Source organism: Amycolatopsis suaedae (assembly GCF_004214935.1).
Classification (GTDB): domain Bacteria; phylum Actinomycetota; class Actinomycetes; order Mycobacteriales; family Pseudonocardiaceae; genus Amycolatopsis; species Amycolatopsis suaedae.
The window spans coordinates 24,424-42,231 of the sequence record NZ_SFCC01000001.1; the positions used below are offsets into that span (position 1 = coordinate 24,424).

The 17,808-nt window shown below is 70.9% G+C and carries 14 protein-coding genes; 9 read left to right on the forward strand and 5 right to left on the reverse strand.

From position 1 onward, the window contains the following. Window positions 1-17 precede the first annotated feature (17 nt). The 5 genes from yajC to EWH70_RS00190 all read left to right on the forward strand — a co-directional run bounded on the left by yajC (window position 18) and on the right by EWH70_RS00190 (window position 6,880). The gene (yajC, locus tag EWH70_RS00170) at window positions 18-467 is read left to right on the forward strand and encodes a preprotein translocase subunit YajC (RefSeq protein ID WP_130473128.1); all 450 of its coding nucleotides are present in this window, start codon (window positions 18-20) and stop codon (window positions 465-467) included. Window positions 468-653: 186 nt separating this feature from the next. After that, on the forward strand, window positions 654-2,333 hold the full coding sequence (secD, locus tag EWH70_RS00175; protein WP_130473129.1) for a protein translocase subunit SecD: 1,680 nt from the start codon (window positions 654-656) through the stop codon (window positions 2,331-2,333). A 73-nt stretch (window positions 2,334-2,406) separates the two neighbouring features. Beyond that, window positions 2,407-3,582: a protein translocase subunit SecF gene (gene secF, locus EWH70_RS00180; protein ID WP_130473652.1), complete on the forward strand. Its 1,176-nt coding sequence runs from the start codon at window positions 2,407-2,409 to the stop codon at window positions 3,580-3,582. Between the two features lie 191 nt (window positions 3,583-3,773). Next, complete coding sequence (locus tag EWH70_RS00185; RefSeq protein ID WP_130473130.1) at window positions 3,774-6,110, forward strand: RelA/SpoT family protein; 2,337 nt, start codon at window positions 3,774-3,776, stop codon at window positions 6,108-6,110. Then, window positions 6,107-6,880 (forward strand): enoyl-CoA hydratase/isomerase family protein, encoded by a 774-nt coding sequence (locus EWH70_RS00190; RefSeq protein ID WP_130473131.1) that lies wholly within the window; start codon window positions 6,107-6,109, stop codon window positions 6,878-6,880. Before EWH70_RS00185 ends, EWH70_RS00190 begins: the two co-directional genes overlap by 4 nt. 79 nt (window positions 6,881-6,959) lie before the next feature. Here EWH70_RS00190 and EWH70_RS00195 read toward each other — a convergent pair whose 3' ends face one another. After that, window positions 6,960-7,847 (reverse strand): peptidylprolyl isomerase, encoded by an 888-nt coding sequence (locus tag EWH70_RS00195; protein WP_130473132.1) that lies wholly within the window; start codon window positions 7,845-7,847, stop codon window positions 6,960-6,962. A gap of 137 nt (window positions 7,848-7,984) precedes the next feature. On the opposite strand from EWH70_RS00195, the gene EWH70_RS00200 reads away from it, so the two are divergent. Together EWH70_RS00200 and EWH70_RS00205 are read left to right on the forward strand one after the other, a co-directional pair. Beyond that, complete coding sequence (locus tag EWH70_RS00200; protein ID WP_130473133.1) at window positions 7,985-8,644, forward strand: MBL fold metallo-hydrolase; 660 nt, start codon at window positions 7,985-7,987, stop codon at window positions 8,642-8,644. Further along, entirely contained in the window at window positions 8,641-9,297 is a 657-nt protein-coding gene (locus tag EWH70_RS00205) for a hypothetical protein (RefSeq protein WP_130473134.1), read from the forward strand. Before EWH70_RS00200 ends, EWH70_RS00205 begins: the two co-directional genes overlap by 4 nt. Here the strand turns inward: EWH70_RS00205 and EWH70_RS00210 are convergent. The 4 genes from EWH70_RS00210 to EWH70_RS00225 all read right to left on the reverse strand — a co-directional run bounded on the left by EWH70_RS00210 (window position 9,269) and on the right by EWH70_RS00225 (window position 15,111). Further along, a complete protein-coding gene (locus EWH70_RS00210; RefSeq protein WP_420809018.1) occupies window positions 9,269-10,699 on the reverse strand; it encodes a YibE/F family protein in 1,431 nt (476 codons plus the stop codon). The genes EWH70_RS00205 and EWH70_RS00210 overlap by 29 nt on opposite strands. Before the next feature lie 21 nt (window positions 10,700-10,720). Continuing rightward, window positions 10,721-11,491: an SDR family NAD(P)-dependent oxidoreductase gene (locus EWH70_RS00215; RefSeq protein ID WP_130473136.1), complete on the reverse strand. Its 771-nt coding sequence runs from the start codon at window positions 11,489-11,491 to the stop codon at window positions 10,721-10,723. Next, window positions 11,488-12,546, reverse strand: coding sequence for a LacI family DNA-binding transcriptional regulator (locus EWH70_RS00220; protein ID WP_240686713.1), 1,059 nt, complete (start codon window positions 12,544-12,546; stop codon window positions 11,488-11,490). Before EWH70_RS00220 ends, EWH70_RS00215 begins: the two co-directional genes overlap by 4 nt. Window positions 12,547-12,996: 450 nt before the next feature. Beyond that, the gene (locus tag EWH70_RS00225) at window positions 12,997-15,111 is read right to left on the reverse strand and encodes a hypothetical protein (protein ID WP_130473137.1); all 2,115 of its coding nucleotides are present in this window, start codon (window positions 15,109-15,111) and stop codon (window positions 12,997-12,999) included. 139 nt (window positions 15,112-15,250) lie between these two features. Here EWH70_RS00225 and EWH70_RS00230 point away from each other — a divergent pair, with 139 nt between their 5' ends. Together EWH70_RS00230 and EWH70_RS00235 are read left to right on the forward strand one after the other, a co-directional pair. Continuing rightward, window positions 15,251-16,036: an IclR family transcriptional regulator gene (locus EWH70_RS00230; protein ID WP_130473138.1), complete on the forward strand. Its 786-nt coding sequence runs from the start codon at window positions 15,251-15,253 to the stop codon at window positions 16,034-16,036. 103 nt (window positions 16,037-16,139) lie between these two features. Next, window positions 16,140-17,720 (forward strand): ABC transporter substrate-binding protein, encoded by a 1,581-nt coding sequence (locus tag EWH70_RS00235; RefSeq protein ID WP_130473139.1) that lies wholly within the window; start codon window positions 16,140-16,142, stop codon window positions 17,718-17,720. Window positions 17,721-17,808 lie beyond the last annotated feature (88 nt).

A 17,808-nucleotide genomic window follows, 5' to 3' on the forward strand; every position in this document is an offset into this window, starting at 1 on the left:
CCGCCGAATGGAGAATCATGGAAAGCCTCTTCCTGCCGTTGCTGCTGATGCTGGTCGTCGCGATCCCGCTGGTGCTGGGCACGCGCAAGCAGAAGCGCGCGATGCAGGAGCAGCAGCAGCTGCAGAACAGCCTGACCGAGGGCGACAGGGTGATGACCACCTCGGGGCTCTACGCCACGGTGGCCGACGCCTCCGGTGACACCACCATCGACCTGGAGATCGCTCCCGGCGTGGTGACCACGTGGCTGCGCCAGGCCGTCCGCGAGAAGGTCGACCCGGTCATCGAGAGCGCCGCCGACGCCGACGACGAGACCGACACCGAGTCGGCCACGATCATCGAGTCGACCAAGGGCATCGAGGACACCACCCCGAAGACCGAGGTCAAGGACGACAAGGCCGAAGGCGACGCCAAGAAGGACGAGCCGTTCTCGACCGTGCAGCAGTCCGCCTCGGAGCAGAAGAAGTAGCTCGCGGGCAGCGGAAAGACCCGACCGGCGGAGGGTGCGGACCCCGCCGTGTCGGGGTGTAACGTCGGGTTCACGCAGCGCCGGGTAGGGTCCCCGTGCTGCGTGTACCCGTGCGCGGGGTAATCCCCTGCGTACCGGACGCAGTCCCCACCCAGGCAGGCACCAGTTCGAGGAGACCGACGCACCGTGGCACCACCGGCCGGGCGTTTCCGCCCGGGACGCTATCTGGCGTTCTTCATCCTGATCGTCGTCGGTCTCTACTCGCTGGTGTTCTTCACCGGCGACGGACAGGCGAAGCCCAAGCTGGGCATCGACCTGCAGGGCGGCACCCGGGTGACGCTGACCGCGCGGACCCCCGACGGCGCCGAGCCGTCGCGGGAGTCGCTGGCGCAGGCCAAGCAGATCATCGAGACCCGGGTCAACGGCATCGGCGTCGCGGGCACCGAGGTGGTGCTCGACGGCAACAACGTCGTCATCACCGTGCCCGGTGAGCAGGGCGAGCAGGCCAAGAACCTGGGCCAGACCGCGAAGCTCGGCTTCCGCAAGGTGCTGGTGGCCCAGCCCGCCGCTCAGCCGGTGCCGCCGCCGAACCAGCCCGGTCAGGTGCCACCGCCGACGGCCAGCCAGCCCGCCCCGCCGCCAGCCAACGGCGGCGGCGCCGCACAGGGCCAGCCCGCCCCGCCGCCTCCCCCCGGGGACGGCACGCTCGACGACAAGGCCGTGCAGGAGATCCAGGCCGCCAAGGCGACCCGGCAGAACCCCGCCCTGTTCGCCGCCAACGAGGGCGACCAGGCCGCCGTGGCCGCGGCCCAGCAGGCACAGCAGCAGGCGCTGGCCGCCTACCAGTGCCTGCCGGACGACCCGCTGCGCGGCAACGACGACCCGAACCTGCCGCTGGTGACCTGCCTGAAGGACGGCACGGAGAAGTACGTGCTCGGGCCGGTGTTCCTGCAGGGCACCGAGATCGCCGACGCCAGCTCCGGCCTGGACCAGCAGGGCGGCCGCGGCTGGGTGGTCGACCTGCGGTTCGAGAGCGAGGGCGCCCGGATCTGGGCCGACTTCACCTCGAAGAACGTCAACCAGCGCGCCGCGTTCGTGCTGGACACCGAGGTGGTGTCGGCGCCGAACATCACCACCGCGATCCTCGACGGCAACACGCAGATCACCGGTGACTTCACCCAGGCCGAGGCCAAGAACCTGGCCGACGTGCTGAAGTACGGCTCGCTGCCGCTGTCGTTCACCTCGTCCGACGCCACCACGGTGTCGGCGACACTGGGCCTGGCCTCGCTGGAGGCCGGCCTGATCGCCGGGGGCATCGGGCTGCTGCTGGTGTTCGTCTACTGCCTGTTCTACTACCGCATGCTGGGCGTGCTGACGATCCTCTCGCTCGGCCTGACCGGCGTGATCGTCTACGGAGTGCTGGTGCTGCTCGGCCGCTGGACCGGCTTCACGCTCGACCTCGCCGGCGTCGCGGGCTTCATCATCGCCATCGGTGTCACCGCGGACTCGTTCGTCGTCTACTTCGAACGGCTCAAGGACGAGATGCGCGAGGGCCGCACGTTCCGGTCCGCGGTCACCCGCGGCTGGGTCCGGGCCCGGCGCACGATCCTGGCGTCCGACGCGGTCATGTTCCTCGCCGCCGCCGTGCTGTTCCTGCTGGCGGTCGGCGAGGTGCGCGGGTTCGCGTTCACCCTCGGCGTGTCCACCGTGCTCGACCTGATCGTGGTGTTCCTGGTGACCTACCCGCTGGTGGGCCTGGTGGCCAAGTCGAAGACGCTGTCCGACCCGCGGATCTCCGGGCTGGGTGCGGTGCAGCAGGTCGGCAGGCGCAAGCGGACCGCGGCCGCGGCCGTGAAGGAGGCGTGACGTGGCTAGCAACGGCATCGAGGACCTGGGCACCGACGCCGAGGGCAACCGGAAGAAGAAGCCCGAAGGCAGCATGTTCCACCGGCTCTACGTCGGTACCGGTGCGTTCGACATCGTCGGCGCCCGCAAGAAGTGGTACATCTTCTTCGCCGCGCTGGTGATCGTGTGCATCGCCTCGATCGGGATCAAGGGCTTCAACTTCGGCATCGACTTCGAGGGCGGCACGCAGATCTCCATGCCCGCGCAGGGCGCGCAGGGCGTGGTGGACGAGGAGCGGGCCAAGCAGGTGTTCTCCGACGCGGCCGGTGAGCCGGCCTCGGAGGCGCAGAAGGTCGGCACCGGCGGTGCGACCACGCTGCAGATCCGCTCGGACACCCTGGACGCGGCGCAGGTCGCGCGCGTCAAGCAGGCCCTGTTCGACGCCTTCCAGCCGCTGGCGGCCAACGGCCAGCCCAGCCCGCAGGCGATCAGCGACAGCGCGGTGAGCGCGTCCTGGGGCGGGGAGATCTCCGAGAAGGCGCTGATCGCCCTCGGTGTGTTCCTGGTGCTGGTGACGATCTTCCTCGCGCTGTACTTCGAGCGCTGGATGGCCGTGGCCGCGCTGATCTCGCTGGTGCACGACATCGTGGTGACGGCGGGCGTCTACTCGCTGGTGGGGTTCGAGGTCGCCCCGGCGACCGTGATCGGCCTGCTCACCATTCTCGGCTTCTCGCTGTACGACACGGTGGTGGTGTTCGACAAGGTCAAGGAGAACACCCGCGGCATCCTCGGCCTGACCCGCCGCACGTACGGCGAGGCCGCCAACCTGGCGCTGAACCAGACGCTGATGCGATCGATCAACACCGCGGTCATCGCGCTGCTGCCGGTGCTCGGCCTGCTGGTGATCGGCTACATCCTGCTCGGCGCGGGCACGCTGCAGGACCTGGCGCTGGTGCAGCTGACCGGCATGCTCGCCGGTGTGCTGTCCTCGGTGGGCCTGGCCACGCCGCTGCTGGTCGACTTCAAGATGCGTGACCCGAAGTACAAGCAGCAGGCCGAGCGGGTGCGGGCACGGCGGGCCAACCAGGCCCGCAAGGCCGCCGAGCGTGCCGACGCCGACGACTTCGACGCCGGCGACGACGAGCAGCTCGAGGCCGAGCTGCGCAAGGAGAAGGCCTACGCCGCCGCGGCCAGCGTCCCGGCCCGGCACCAGAAGTCGACCGTGCGCAAGCGCCCCGCGGGCAAGCCGTCCGGCAAACGCAAGCGCTGAGGTTTCGCCCAAGGCTCGTGAAGGCCACCTTCATTACGTGAGACGTGATGAAGGTGGCCTTCACGTGCTTTTGCGGCCGACTCAGGGGGCCCGGCCGCGTCCGAGCGAAGCGAGGACAGACAGCAGGGAACGCCCGGACGGCGGCGCGCGTTACGCTAGACATCCCAGGCACGCGCGATAGGGAGGTGCGGGTGAGCCACGAGCTCGATTCCGTGGCGGCCGCGTCGAGCGGATCGCCCGCCCGACCGGTGCCCACCCCGCCCTCCAACGGCAGCAGGGCACCGTCGGCCACCCGGCGCGTGCGCGCCCGCCTGGCCAGGCGGATCACCGCCCAGCGGGCCGCGCCGGTCAAGCAGGTGCTGGAGCCGCTGGCCGCCATCCACCGCGAGCTGCACCCCGGCGCCGACCTGGGGCTGCTGCAGCGGGCCTACGACGTCGCCGAGGAACTGCACCGGCACCAGCGCCGCAAGTCCGGCGACCCGTACATCACCCATCCGCTCGCCGTGGCCACCATCCTCGCCGAGCTGGGCATGGACACCATCACGCTGGTGGCCGGGCTGCTGCACGACACGGTCGAGGACACCGGGTACTCGCTGGAGAACCTGTCCGCCGACTTCGGGCAGAAGGTCGGCGAGCTGGTCGACGGCGTCACCAAGCTGGACAAGGTCAAGCTGGGCACGGCCGCCGAGGCCGAGACCATCCGCAAGATGGTCATCGCGATGGCCCGCGACCCCCGCGTGCTGGTCATCAAGCTGGCCGACCGGCTGCACAACATGCGCACCATGCGGTTCCTGCCGCCGGAGAAGCAGGCCCGCAAGGCCAAGGAGACCCTGGAGGTCCTGGCGCCGCTGGCCCACCGGCTGGGCATGGCCACGGTCAAGTGGGAGCTGGAGGACCTGGCGTTCGCCATCCTGCAGCCGAAGAAGTACGACGAGATCGTGCGCCTGGTCGCCGACCGGGCGCCCTCGCGCGACACCTACCTGCGCTGGGTCATCGGCGAGCTGACCACCCACCTGGACGGCTCCCGGATCACCGCGAAGGTCGAGGGCAGGCCCAAGCACTACTACTCGATCCACCAGAAGATGATCGTCCGCGGCCGCGACCTGGACGACATCCACGACCTGGTCGGCGTGCGCATCCTGGTGGAGGACGTGCGGGACTGCTACGCCGCGATGGGCGTCGTCCACGCGCTGTGGCAGCCGATGCCCGGCCGGTTCAAGGACTACATCGCCCAGCCCCGGTTCGGCGTGTACCAGTCGCTGCACACCACGGTGATCGGCCCGGACGGCAAGCCGCTGGAGGTGCAGATCCGCACCTACGAGATGCACCGCACGGCCGAATACGGCATCGCGGCGCACTGGCGCTACAAGGAGACCAAGGGCACCCACACCGGCAACTCGGTCGACGTCGACGAGATGGCCTGGATGCGGCAGCTGCTGGACTGGCAGCGGGAGGCGGCCGACCCGGGGGAGTTCCTGGAGTCGCTGCGCTACGAGCTGGCCGCGCGGGAGATCTTCGTGTTCACGCCCAAGGGCGACGTGATCACGTTGCCGGTGGACTCCACGCCGGTGGACTTCGCCTACGCCGTGCACACCGAGGTCGGGCACCGCTGCATCGGCGCCAGGGTCAACGGCAGGCTGGTCGCGCTGGAGCGCAAGCTGGAAAACGGTGAGGTCGTCGAGATCTTCACCTCCAAGGCCGAGGGCGCCGGCCCCAGCCGGGACTGGCTGAACTTCGCGGGCTCGCCGAAGGCGCGCGCGAAGATCCGCCAGTGGTTCGCCAAGGAACGCCGCGACGAGGCGATCGAGGGCGGAAAGGACGCCATCGCCAAGGAGGTCCGCAAGGTCGGGCTGCCGCTGCAGCGGCTGGTGTCGGCCGAGTCGATGGGCGCGCTGGCCGCCGAGCTGCGGCACGCCGACATCAGCTCGCTCTACGCCGCCGTCGGCGAGGGCCACACCAGCGCCAAGCACGTGGTGCAGCGCCTGGTCGCGCTGATCGGCGGCGTCGAGGAGGCGGAGGAGGAACTGGCGGCGCGGGCCACTCCGTCGACCGTCACCCGCCGCCGCGGCTCCAACGACGTCGGCGTCGTGGTCAAGGGCGCCACCGACGTCTGGACCAAACTGGCCCGCTGCTGCACGCCCGTGCCCGGCGACGAGATCCTCGGGTTCGTCACCCGCGGCGGTGGGGTCAGCGTGCACCGCACCGACTGCACCAACGCCGAGGACCTGCGCTCGCAGCCGGACCGGCTGCTGGAGGTCGAGTGGGCGCCGTCGGAGTCGTCGGTGTTCCTGGTCGCCATCCAGGTCGAGGCGCTGGACCGGCACCGGCTGCTGTCCGACATCACCAAGGTGCTGGCCGACGAGAAGGTCAACATCCTGTCGGCGTCGGTGACCACGTCCCGGGACCGGGTCGCGGTCAGCCGGTTCTCCTTCGAGATGGGCGACCCCAAGCACCTCGGGCACGTGCTCAAGGTGGTGCGCAGCGTCGAGGGCGTCTACGACGTCTACCGGGTCACCTCGGCGTCATGACCGACGGCCTGGAGTTCACCCGCGACGGCGAGGTGGCGTGGCTGACCCTCGCCCGCCCGGGCAAGCACAACGCGATCTCGCACGCCATGTGGCTCGGTGTGGCGCGGGCCGCGGCCGAGGTGGAGCGCGACCCGGCGCTGACGGCGCTGGTGCTCACCGGCGCGGGCGGGCACTTCTCGGCCGGGGCGGACATCAGCGAGTTCGGCGCGCTGCGCTCGTCGGCCGACGGGGCCGCCCGCTACGACGAGGCCATCGAGGGTGCCGTTCGCGCGCTGACCGGTATGCGCAAGCCGACGGTGGCGATGATCCGCGGCAACTGCATCGGTGGCGGCTGCCAGTTGTCGGTGGCCTGCGACTTCCGGTTCGCCGCCGCCGACGCGCGGTTCGGCATCACCCCGGCCAAGCTGGGCATCGTCTACGACTTCGCCTCGACCCGCCAGCTGGTCGGCCTGATCGGACCGGCGCACGCACGGTACTTCCTGCTGTCCGGGCTGCTGATCGACGCCGCGCGGGCGCGGGAGATCGGGCTGGTCAACGAGGTCCCCGCCGACCTGGAGGCCTACACCAGGGAGTTCCTGGCGACGCTGGGCAGCCGGTCGCAGTACTCGGTGCGGGGCATGAACCGGATCATCGAGAAGATCCTGGACGGCCAGGCCGAGTCCGACGCCGAGGTCGACCGGATCCGCCTCGGCGCGCTGCACGGCGAGGACTACGCGGAGGGCGTGGCCGCCTTCCTGGAACGCCGCACGCCCAAGTTCCCCTACCGGTAGGTGCCCCCGGACGCATGAAGGCCACCTTCATCCCGCGAGACGGGAGGAAGGTGGCCTTCATGTGCTTGGTGCGGGACCGTCAGCCCTCGACGCTGATCGCGGTGAACTTCACCGGGGTCTTGGGCTTGCCGGTGCCGTCCATGCTCTCGGCCATCGACGCCGGGTCGATGCCGTCCTTGGCGACCTTGTCCAGCACCTGCAGGCCGGCGTCGGAGATGCTGCCGAACACGGTGTAGTCCGGCGGCAGCTCGGCCTTGCCGAACACCATGAAGAACTGGCTCCCGCCGCTGTTGGGCGCCTGCGTCTTGGCCATCGCCAGGATGCCGCGGCCGTACTTGAGCTCGGGGAAGTTCTCGTCCTTGATCGTGTAGCCGGGCCCGCCCATGCCGGTGCCCTGCGGGTCACCGCACTGCAGCATCTGCAGCCCGGACACGCCGAGGCGGTGGCACGAGGTGTCGGTGTAGAACCCGGCCTTGGCCAGGTGCACGAAGCTGTTCACGGTGCACGGCGCCAGCCCGCGGTCCAGCGTCACCGGGATGTCGCCCGCGGTGGTCTTGATCGTCGCGTTGACCGTGCCCTTCGACGACACCTGCCCGGCTGCGGGCGGGGTCACCGGCTTCGAGGCCGGCTCGCCCTGACTGGCCGGGTACTCGCAGGACACCGGGTCGGCCAGCGCCTGCGGCCGCTGCGGCATCGGGGCCCGCTCGGTGGGGATCGGGTCCGGCGGCGGCGGTGTGGGCGCCGACGAGGACTGCGCGGCCGGGTCCTGGTTGGGATCCGGTGCCGCGTTCGGGTCGGCCCGCTCCCTGGTCACCAGGAAGATCACGAGCCCGGCGACCACCACGACCGCGCCGGCCGTGGCCACCACGGCGACGATGCGGCGTCGCTTGGCCCGTTCAGCCCGACGAGCCATCTGCCGCTCGAGCTTGCGCTTAGCGGCTTCGCGGCGTTGCTGGTTGGTCGCCACCTGCCCTCCCGATCTGCCGTTGGGGTTCACACGCCTAGGTGTGGCGGCAGTCTATGACCACAGCCTGTGAGGACCCTGTACAGGGGCCGCTAGGCTGTGCCGCGTCGGCCGGGAGAACTGCAGGCGGAGGTGGGGTCTTGCTCGTCGTCGGGTTCGCGGCCGGCGGGTTGCAGGCGAACTGTTACCTGATCGGGACCGGCCCGGGTGGCGAGTGTCTCGTCGTCGATCCCGGCGAGGGCGCGGCCGACGGCGTCGAGGCCGCCCTACGTGAACACGATCTGCGGCCGGCGGCCGTGCTGGCCACCCACGGGCACTTCGACCACGTCCTGTCCGCCGCCACGATCGCCGACGCCCACGGCGTCCGGACCTGGATCCACCCCGCCGACCGCCACCTGCTGACCGATCCGCTGGCCGCGCTGGGCCCCGAACTGGCCGCCGCCGTCGGCGAACTGGACATGGCCGGACCCGCCGCCGTGGCCGACCTGGAGGAGGGCAGGCTCGAACTGGCCGGCCTGACCGTCACCGTCGACCACACCCCCGGCCACACCCCGGGATCGGTGGTGTTCCGCCTCGACACCGACGAGGGCGGCCACGTCGCCCTGACCGGCGACACGTTGTTCGCCGGGTCCGTCGGACGGACCGACCTGCCTGGAGGCAGCGTGCACGAACTCGAGTCATCCCTGCGCACAGCGGTCCTGCCGCTCGACGACGCCACGGTGGTGCTGCCCGGCCACGGGCCGGCGACCACCGTCGGCCGCGAGCGCTCGGCCAATCCGTTCCTGCGGGGACTGGCATGAGCGAGGAGCCCGCCACCCCGGCCGAGCCGGAACGCATCCCGCTGTACCGGCCCGACCGCCGCACCAAGCGCCGCCGCGGCTGCTCCGGCCTGGTCGGGATCGTGTTGTTCGCCGCCGCGTTCGGCGGCATCGCCGGTCTGATCGGCGGCCAGGTACCGGGGCTGGTGGTGGCCGCCGTGGTCGCGCTGCCGCTGGTCTACGTCGTCGGCTACAACCTGCGCCGCGAGGTGTGGCTGGAAGGCAAGACGGTGCGGGTGCGCGGCTGGAAGGTCCGCACGGTCGACCTGGTGGCGGCGCGGCGGCTCGACCTGCTGGTCACCGACGTGCGCGGCAGCCGCACGGTGAGCCTGCTGGTCAACTCCGGCGAACGCGGCAAGACCGCGAAGATCGACCTGGCCGTGTACGCCGGCACCGGCGGCCACGAGCTGGGCGTGCTGGCACTGCGCAGGCTCGCCGACACGCTGGTGAACAACATCGAGGCCAACGGCATGGTCTTCGCCGAGCTGCTGGTGGCGCAGCTGCGCTCGGAAGCCAGGGGCGACGCGGCGGCCGACCGGCCGCTCTACCGGCTTGCCTCGGCCGCGCCGGGCGGCAAGCTGGCGCAGCGGTTCACCATGGAGGCGGTCAGCCGGTTCGTGGCGAGCCTGGACTGAGCACGTCCTCGCGGGCGGCGATCAGCGCCGCCAGCACGGTGGTGATCGGCACGGCCGCGACGATGCCGATGCTGCCCGCCAGCGTCCGCACGATCTCCTGCGCGATGTCCTGGGAGCCGAGGATCGACCCGAGCCCGACACCGGACAGCGACGAGTAGAGCAGGACCGGCAGCGCCGTGCCCGCGTAGGCCATCACCAGGGTGTTCACCGCGGACGCCACGTGGTCGCGGCCGATGCGCAGCCCCGCGCCGTACAGCGCGCGCCAGCCCAGCGACGGGTTGGCGCGGCGCAGTTCCCACACGGCGCTGGTCTGGGTCACGGTGACGTCGTCGAGCACACCCAGCGCGCCGATCACCACACCGGCCAGCAGCAGGCCGCGGGCGTCGATGCCGTGGCCGAGCGAGCCGATCAGGGTGACGGTGTCGTCGTCGAGCCCGGTCAGCTTCGACACCGCGGAGAACACTGCCGAGATGACGCCGATCAGCGCCAGGCTGACCAGCGTGCCGAGCACCGCCACCGACGTGCGGGCGGACAGGCCGTGGGTGAGGTAGAGCGCGACGAACATGATCAGCCCTGCGCCGGAGATCGCCACCAGCAGCGGGTTCTCCCCGGCCAGGATCGCGGGCAGCACGAACAGTGCCAGCACCACGAAGCTCAGCCCCAGCGCGACCAGTGCCGCCAGGCCCTGCCAGCGGCCGAGCACCAGGACCGCCACGGCGAACAGCGCCGCCAGCGCCAGCAGCGGCCAGCCGCGCTGGAAGTCGACGAGCTGGTAGGAGTCGGGCTGGGTCGCGTCGGCTCCGGTGTAGGACAGCACCACCTCGTCACCGGCGGCGAAGCGGGGGCTGCTCGGCTCCAGCGGGGTGATCTTGTCGATGACCTGGCCCGGGGCGGGCCCGTCGGTCAGCCGCACGCGCGCGGTCAGGCAGGACGGCTCGCCCGGCGGCGGCTCGCCGACCTGCACCCGGCCCGGCGCCACGCACGGGCCGGTGCTGGTGGTGACGACCTCGCCGTGCACCGGGGTGCCCTGCGCGAGCGCGCTGGCCTGGGTCTGCGTGCCCCACGGGTAGAGCAGGACCACCCCGGCGACGGTGGCCAGGGCGAACGGCAGCAGCAGGCCGATGAGCAGCTTGCGTACCCGCGCCGACGCCGGTGCCGCGGGGCCGTGCCCGTGCCCGTGGCCGTGTCCGGTGGGCAGTTCCGGCTCCGGCGGTTCCGGCGCGCGGCGGCGGCGGGGTGGTTCGGTGGCCGGGCGGGGGCGCCGCCGCGGGGCGTCGTCGTCCGCGGGGCGGCGGACGGGTTGCCGGGGCCGCACGCGCCGGATCGGGCCGGTGTCGGCGTCGGCGAGGTCGCCGCTCCACCGGTCCGGCGGGCTGTCGTCGGGGCGCTCGTGACGGGGCACGGGCGACATCCTGCCAAGTGGCTAGAACATCACCAGACCGGCGGTGACGTTGACCTCCTCGCCGGTGATCGCGGCCGAGGCGTCGGAGGCCAGGAACACGACCGAGTTGCCGACGTCGGCCGAGTCGACGAACCGGCCCAGCGGCAGCCCGGACAGCAGCGAGGCCTTCGCCCGGTCCGACTCCGGGTGCGCCGGCCAGTCCGGCCGGTCGCCGACGACGTGGCCGGGGGAGAGCAGGTTGACGCGGACGTTGTGCGGCGCCAGATCCAGCGCGGCACTGCGGCAGAAGCCGAGCAGGCCGAGCTTGCTCGTCGCGTACGCCGCCCGGTGCGGCATCGGCTGCTGGCCCTCCATGGTGCCGATCAGCACGATGGACCCGCTGCCGCGCTCGATCATGCCCGGCGCGAACGCCCGCACGGTGTGGAACACCCCGGTGGTGTTCACCGCGAGCGTGCGGTCCCACTCGGCCGGGTCCATCTCCCACACCGGAGCGGTGGGGCCACTGACGCCGCTGTTGCACACGACGACGTCGGGCACGCCGAACCCGGTGCGGACCACCTTGACCAGGTTGGTCAGTGTCTCCGGGCGGGTGAGGTCCAGCTCGGCCGCCATCCAGTGCGCGCCCAGCTCGCCCAGTTCCGCGCCGGTGGCACGCAGTGCCCGCTGGTCGCGGCCGGTGAGCACGACGGCGGCGCCCGCCTTCGCCAGCCGCAGGGCGACGGCGCGGCCGATGCCGCGGGCAGCCGTCGTCACCAGCGCGACCTTGCCCGCCAGTTCCCGTCCCGTGGTCATGCCGGCGGCTCCACGTGTGCGGTGGTGCGCCGGGCGACCAGTTCGTTGCGGAACCGGTGGTGCACCAGTGCCCGGTCCGGGCTGCCGATGCGTTCGCGCAGCAGGGTCACGGCGATCTGGGCCATGTCCGAGAGCTGCTGGCGCACGGTGGACAGGGAGAACGCGCCCCAGGCGGCCATCGCGATGTCGTCGTAGCCGCTCACCCAGACCTGCTCGGGGACGGCGAGGCCGTGTGTGCGGATGGCGTCCAGCGCGCCGAACGCGCTGAAGTCGTTGGTACAGAACACCGCCGTCGGATGGTTGCGGCCGGTGCGTTCCAGGATGGTGTGCATGGCGGACTGGCCGCCGTCGTGGGTGAAGTCGCCGTTGGCCACGCAGTCCTCGGCCAGCTCCAGCCCGTACTCGGCGCAGCCGCGGCGGTAACCCGCCATCCGGTCGCGGGCGGTGCTCGCCGACTCCGGCCCGCCGACCAGGCCGACCCGCCGGTGCCCGGCGGCGGCGAAGTAGGCGGCCACGCGGGCGGCGCCGTCGGCGTTGTCGCTGTCCACCTGGTCGCACGGCAGTCCCGGCACGCCACGGTTGACCAGCACCACCGGCGCGCCCCGGCGGATGGCCGACGCCAGCGGCGCGGACCGCGCGGTGGCCGTGGTGAACAGCAGGCCGTCGATCAGCCGCTGGTCGATGGCCTGCAGGGCGGCCGACTCACCGGGACCCGCACTGTTCCACAGGATCATCCGCAACTCGGCACGGTCGAGCTCCTTGGTCAGCGCCTTGATCAGCTCCGGGTAGAAGGGGTTGGTCACGTCGTCGACGATGAGCCCGATGGTATCCGTGCGGTTGGTGCGCATCGCGCGCGCGGCGACGTTGGGCTGATAGCCGGTCTCGGCGAGCACCAGCAGCACGCGGGCGCGGGTGTCCTCGCTGACCGAGTCGTGGTCGTGCAGGACGCGGGAGACGGTCGCCTGGGACACCCCGGCGAGCCGGGCGACGTCCCGAGCGGTGACCACGGCGTGCTCCTCGACCTGTGCGCGAATGGTGACGTATACACTCGCCACTCGCTGGCAGTGTGTCAAGCGGCGGCCAAAGCACGTGAAGGCCACCTTCACCACGTCTCACGTCAGGGCCCCGGCAAAGTCCGGGTGCGGGCAGGGCGAGGTGGCTGGTCTCGAGCGTAGAACTCGCGTGCCGGAACGCAGAACTCGCGTGCGTGAGCGCAGAACTCACGATGTGGACGCCGGTTCTCCCGTGGCGCCGGTCGCCCCGCGTGGGGTCAAGCTCGTGAAGGCCACCTTCATTACGTGTGACGTGGTGATGGTGGCCTTCACGTGCTTTGGTGCTTGGTGGGTTGTCTCGTTCGTGGTGGCTGGTGGGGTGGTTGTGCCGGGGTGAGGGCGGATGTGGTGGCGTCTGATGCCGTGAAGGGGGCCCTCACGGCAATCGCCCCGGACTCTGGACTGTGCCGGAGCCCTGGCGTCTCATGCCGTGAGGGCCGCCTTCACGAGCTTTCAGAAGCGCTCGATCCGCGCGGTCAGGGCCGGGTCGGTGCTGGACATCGTCCAGGCGCCGCCGGACTCGAAGCCCGGGTTGCGGACGGTCAGCCCCACCGACTCGATGGTGTCCACACCCACGTCGACGCCGAGGTCCACCGGCGGTGTGTCGGTGGCACACAGCTGGAACGCCACCGTCACCTCCTTCTTGCCGCGGACGAAGTCGCCGACGTCGATCGGGCCCTGGTCGCTGCTGCCGTTCATCCAGGTGTACTCCCACCAGTCGGTGACGTCGCGCTGCTGCACGAGCAGCCCGTCGATGGTCAGCCGCTTCACCAGCTGTCCCTCGAACAGCCGAGTCTGGGCGTACTGGTCGTAGTGCCAGAACGACAGCTCGTACCGCGGCGAGTACGGATCGACCGCCACCCGCTGGCTGGCCGTGGCGCAGCTGTTCGGCGCGGGGGAGGTGCGGTCGGGCAGGCTCAGGCTGAGCCTGCCGTCACCGAACATCGCGGTGTTGTCGGTGCGGTAGCCGTCGCGCGGGAAGGGCGCCGGGTCCGGCGGGTAGGGCCGGTTGGTCCACGGCTTGCCGCGCAGCGTGGTCGCCACCGCGTCGCGGATGCGCGCGGGCCGGTCGGCGGCGTAGTGGTCGAGCGAGCCCAGCAGGGCCCGCGAGTTGCCGCCGATCTTCCACGCCCAGCTCTGCTCGAAACCGCCGTCCAGCACCAGGAAACCCTCACCGCGGACGTCGTCGAACCCGACGTCGAGCGGGAAGTTGCCCACGCCGTTGCGCTCGAACACCCGCAGGGTGAGCAGCGCGGTGTGCTTGCCGCGCAACGCGTCGCTGAGGTCGACGGTGCGCTCGACGTAGCCGTGCCCGCCGGGGTCGGCCACGTCGGACTCCCACACCACCTTCCCGTCCACCAGCACCTGTTTGGTGTGGAAGCCGGGAGCCGGGGTGGTCGGGTTGTACCAGTCGAAGTCGGCGAAGCGCAGCGTGTGCCGCCGCTCGTGCGGGTTGACCACGATCCGCTGCTCGGCCGAGGCGTAGTCGCCGGTGCGGGTGCCGACGAACGAGGCCAGCGAGACGTTGAACCGGCCGATGCCGTGTGCCGCGCGGTTGTCCGCCGTCGGCGCCGGTTTGCCGCCCAGTGGCAGGCCGTAGGCGTCGATGCCGAGGATCCGCCCGCTGCGCTGGTAGGGCAGTGCGCGCCGGATCGACTCGGCGACGTAGTTCTCCGTCGGCGGCAGTGCCGCGTCGAGGAACCGGTTGGTGTAGAGCAGGAACAGCACGCCCAGCCCGCGTGGCTCGGTCTGCGCGAGGATCTGCTCCAGGTTGGCCTCGACGGCCGTCGGATCCTGGGTGTTGTTGCTGAACCCCAGGTACGGGTAGACGATCCCGTCGATGTACGGGCCGAACCGCGCGTAGAATTCCGGGCTCACCGCGTGCCCGTGGTAGGCGCAGGTGTAGAAGCCCAGCCTCGGGTTGATGGCGTCCTGCGCGTCGACGATCTGCTGCATGTAGTCCGGCGTGAACAGCTCGCCGTTGGCGCCGATGAGGAAGTCGTCGATCGCCCAGGCGACGACGTTCGGGTACTGCAGCGAGAGCGTGGCGATCTCCTGCGCCCAGCGGACGAAGTCCAGCTTGAACGGCCGGGAGCAGCGGCCGGACAGGTGCGGCGCCGGGTTGTCGAAGCACTCCGACGGCGGCACGGTGTACACCCAGATCTTGATGCCGGCCGCGGCCGCCGCGGGCGCGAACTCCAGCCGCAGGTCGTCCCAGTCGGTCGGCGAGTCCCAGATGCCGTAGACGTAGGTGTTCAGGCCGTGCTCACGCAGCTTGGACACCAGCCGCGGCGTGTCGATGTGGCGGTAGCCGTCGTCGCGGGGTTCCGGTTCGCGGACGTCGGCGTAGATCGTGTTGCCGCCGGTCATTGCCGCTTTGATGCCGCCCTCGGGAACCACCGACGCCCGGATGTCCGACAGCGCAGCGTCCTTGACCCGGACCGCGGTCGGTGCCGGTTCGCCGATGGTCTGGGCCGCCGCGGCCGGCACCAGCACGGACGCGACGAGCGCGGCCGTACACGACAGGATGGCGGTGAAGGCCAGTGCTCTTCGGTGGGGACCGAACATAGTATTCTCCGTATATCGAAGATAGTTACGAGCAACTGAAGAATCATTTGATGATGCCGCCGCCCGGATGCCCCGGAAAGAGGCCGATGCGGTGACACTGGTGTGCACCGGGCGCGGCGGAACCGAGGTGGGCAGGCGCATGACGGCTCAGGACGATGTGGTGCGACGGCCGGCGTCACCGGCGGTGGACCGGGCGCTGACGGTGCTGGAGACGCTGATCGGCTCGGACGAGGGCCTGACGCTGACCGCCCTGTCGCGCACGACCGGCATCCCGCTGGCGACCTGCGCCTCGATCGTCTACACGCTGGAGCAACGGGGTTACGCCAGCCGGACCATCGTGGGCCGCAGCCACTTCTGGCGGGTCACCCTGCGCCTCTACGACCTGGCCGCGCCGCTGATCCGGCAGGAGGACCTGTCCGAGGTCGCGCAGCCGCAGCTGCGGGCGCTGGTCGACGCGCTGGGCATGCCCGCGCACGTCGGCGTGCTCGACGGCGCGTCGGTGGTCTACGTCGGCAAGGTCGCCCCGCAGGGGTTCATCCAGTTCGACACCTACCCGGGCAAGGTGTCGCCGTTCAATCTGACGGCGCTGGGCCGGGCGATCGCCGCCTACCTGCCCGACGCCGAGCTGGAGCCGCTGCTGAACCAGCTCACGCCGGGTACCGGGCCGAAGGCCAAGCGCCCGACCGCCCGCGCGCTGCGGGCGCAGCTGGCCAAGGTCCGCCAGGTCGGCTACGCGCTGGAGGCCGAGGAGGAGCAGGCCGACATCGCGTGCGTGGCGGCCCCGTTCTTCGACGCCGAGGGCCGGGTGGTCGGCTCGGTCGGGGTCACCGGATTCGCCCATCAGCTGACCGGCCGCAAGCTCACCCGTGCGGCGGAACTGGTTGTCCAGCAAGGGAAAGAGGTCTCGGCCAAGCTCGGGTTCTGATCCACCCGGGGGTTGCGCCGGTCGAGTGAGCGCGCCTACCATCTTCCGCCTAACGGAGATATCTTCGAAATCGCGTACATGCCCTGGTTCAGGGGAGGTCGGCGTGGCGAGAAGACGACGGGTGACGGTGGCGCTGGGGGCGGCCGCGGTGCTGCTGGCGACGGCGGCGTGCGGCGGCAACGGCGGCGGGGGAGAACCCGACGTCCAGGCCACCGCGGACAGCGGCAGCGGGCCCGTCCGCGAGGGCGGGGTGCTGGTGTTCGGCCAGACCGACGGGGTCACCCAGCTCGACCCGAACAAGATCAGCAGCGCGGCGGCCACCCAGCTGCAGACGCTGCTGTGGAACGGGCTGAGCAAGTGGGGCCCGGACAACCTCGCCAAACCGGACCTCGCCGAGTCCTGGCAGTCCTCGCCGGACTTCAAGCAGTGGACGTTCCGGCTGCGCCAGGGCGTCAAGTACCACAACGGCAAGGCGTTCACCGCCGCGGAGGCGAAGAAGAACTTCGACACCGTGCTGCAGCCGAACTCGACCGCGCAGGTCAAGGCCAAGATCAGCATGGTGTCCGCGGTGACGGCGAAGGACGACACCACGCTGGTGATCGACCTGAAGACGCCCAACCCCGAACTGCCCATCGACGTCATCGACGTCAAGATGAGCGACATCGACGACATCGCCAACGTCAACCGCAACGCCAACGGCACCGGGCCGTACAAGCTGAAGTCGTTCGTCCCGGACCAGACCGTGGAGCTGGTCCGCAACGACACCTACTTCGGCAAGCGCGCCCCGCTGGACGGCATCACCATCACCCGCTACGCCGACTCGACGGCGGCGCAGACCGCGCTGCGCTCGGGTCAGCTGCACGTGCTGGCCAACGTCACGCCGGACGTGGTGAAGGGCCTGGCCGCCGACGGCAGGCAGCTGCTCACCGCCGCGGAACCGGCGGCCTACACGGTGTGGGAGCTGGACACGTCCTCGCCGCCGTTCGACAACCCGAAGGCGCGGCTGGCGCTGTCGCACGCGGCCAACCGGCAGGCGATGATGGACGCCGGGTACGCCGGGTACGGCGTGCCCACCCCGGCCAACGTGGTGGTCAACCCGAAGAACAAGCACTTCGACCAGGCCCTGCCCGCGCACGAGTTCAACCTGGACCGGGCCAAGCAGCTGTTCGCCGAGGCCGGGGTGCCCGAGGGCAGCACGCTGACGTTCTGGGCCAAGGCCGGCAGCAACACCGAGTGGCTGACCATCGGTCAGATCCTGCAGGAGGACCTGCGCAAGATCGGGATCACCCTGGACATCCAGAGCAACGAGAACAGCACCTGGAGCGCGAAGTTCTACCCGAAGGGCAAGAAGTTCCCCGGCATGCTGGCCGCGAACTACCTGTCGTTCACGCCGCTGCCGGACAGCTACGCGCTGGCCTGGTTCGAGGGCAAGCAGGGCACCTGCGAGTGCAACTGGGTGCCGCCCAAGGAGTACGACGATGCGGTGGCCGCCATCGAGGCCAGCGGCGAGGGGCCGCAGCGTGACGCCGCGTTCCGGACCGCGCAGCAGGTGCTGAACCGGGAGAACCCGATCATCGTGGTCGGCAGCACCGCGTTCCTCTCGGTGGCGCAGGGCAACCTGCGCGGCGCCTGGGTCCAGGCCGAAGGGACGTTGCACCTAGAAGAAGCCGGCTTCGCGGCATGAGGACATTGGGGGCTTGGCAAGGCGGTCCAGTAGGGCGCGCTCAGACGGCGATCTGCGGCGTTGAGGTCCGCTCGAGTATCTCCGATAC

Bases quoted from the DNA above. Each gene is read 5' to 3' on its own strand.
- yajC (WP_130473128.1), top strand. From the start codon at position 18: ATGGAAAGCCTCTTCCTGCCGTTGCTGCTGATGCTGGTCGTCGCGATC.
- secF (WP_130473652.1), top strand. From the start codon at position 2,407: ATGTTCCACCGGCTCTACGTCGGTACCGGTGCGTTCGACATCGTCGGC.
- EWH70_RS00190 (WP_130473131.1), top strand. From the start codon at position 6,107: ATGACCGACGGCCTGGAGTTCACCCGCGACGGCGAGGTGGCGTGGCTG.
- EWH70_RS00205 (WP_130473134.1), top strand. From the start codon at position 8,641: ATGAGCGAGGAGCCCGCCACCCCGGCCGAGCCGGAACGCATCCCGCTG.
- EWH70_RS00215 (WP_130473136.1), bottom strand. From the start codon at position 11,491: ATGACCACGGGACGGGAACTGGCGGGCAAGGTCGCGCTGGTGACGACG.
- EWH70_RS00225 (WP_130473137.1), bottom strand. From the start codon at position 15,111: ATGTTCGGTCCCCACCGAAGAGCACTGGCCTTCACCGCCATCCTGTCG.
- EWH70_RS00230 (WP_130473138.1), top strand. From the start codon at position 15,251: ATGACGGCTCAGGACGATGTGGTGCGACGGCCGGCGTCACCGGCGGTG.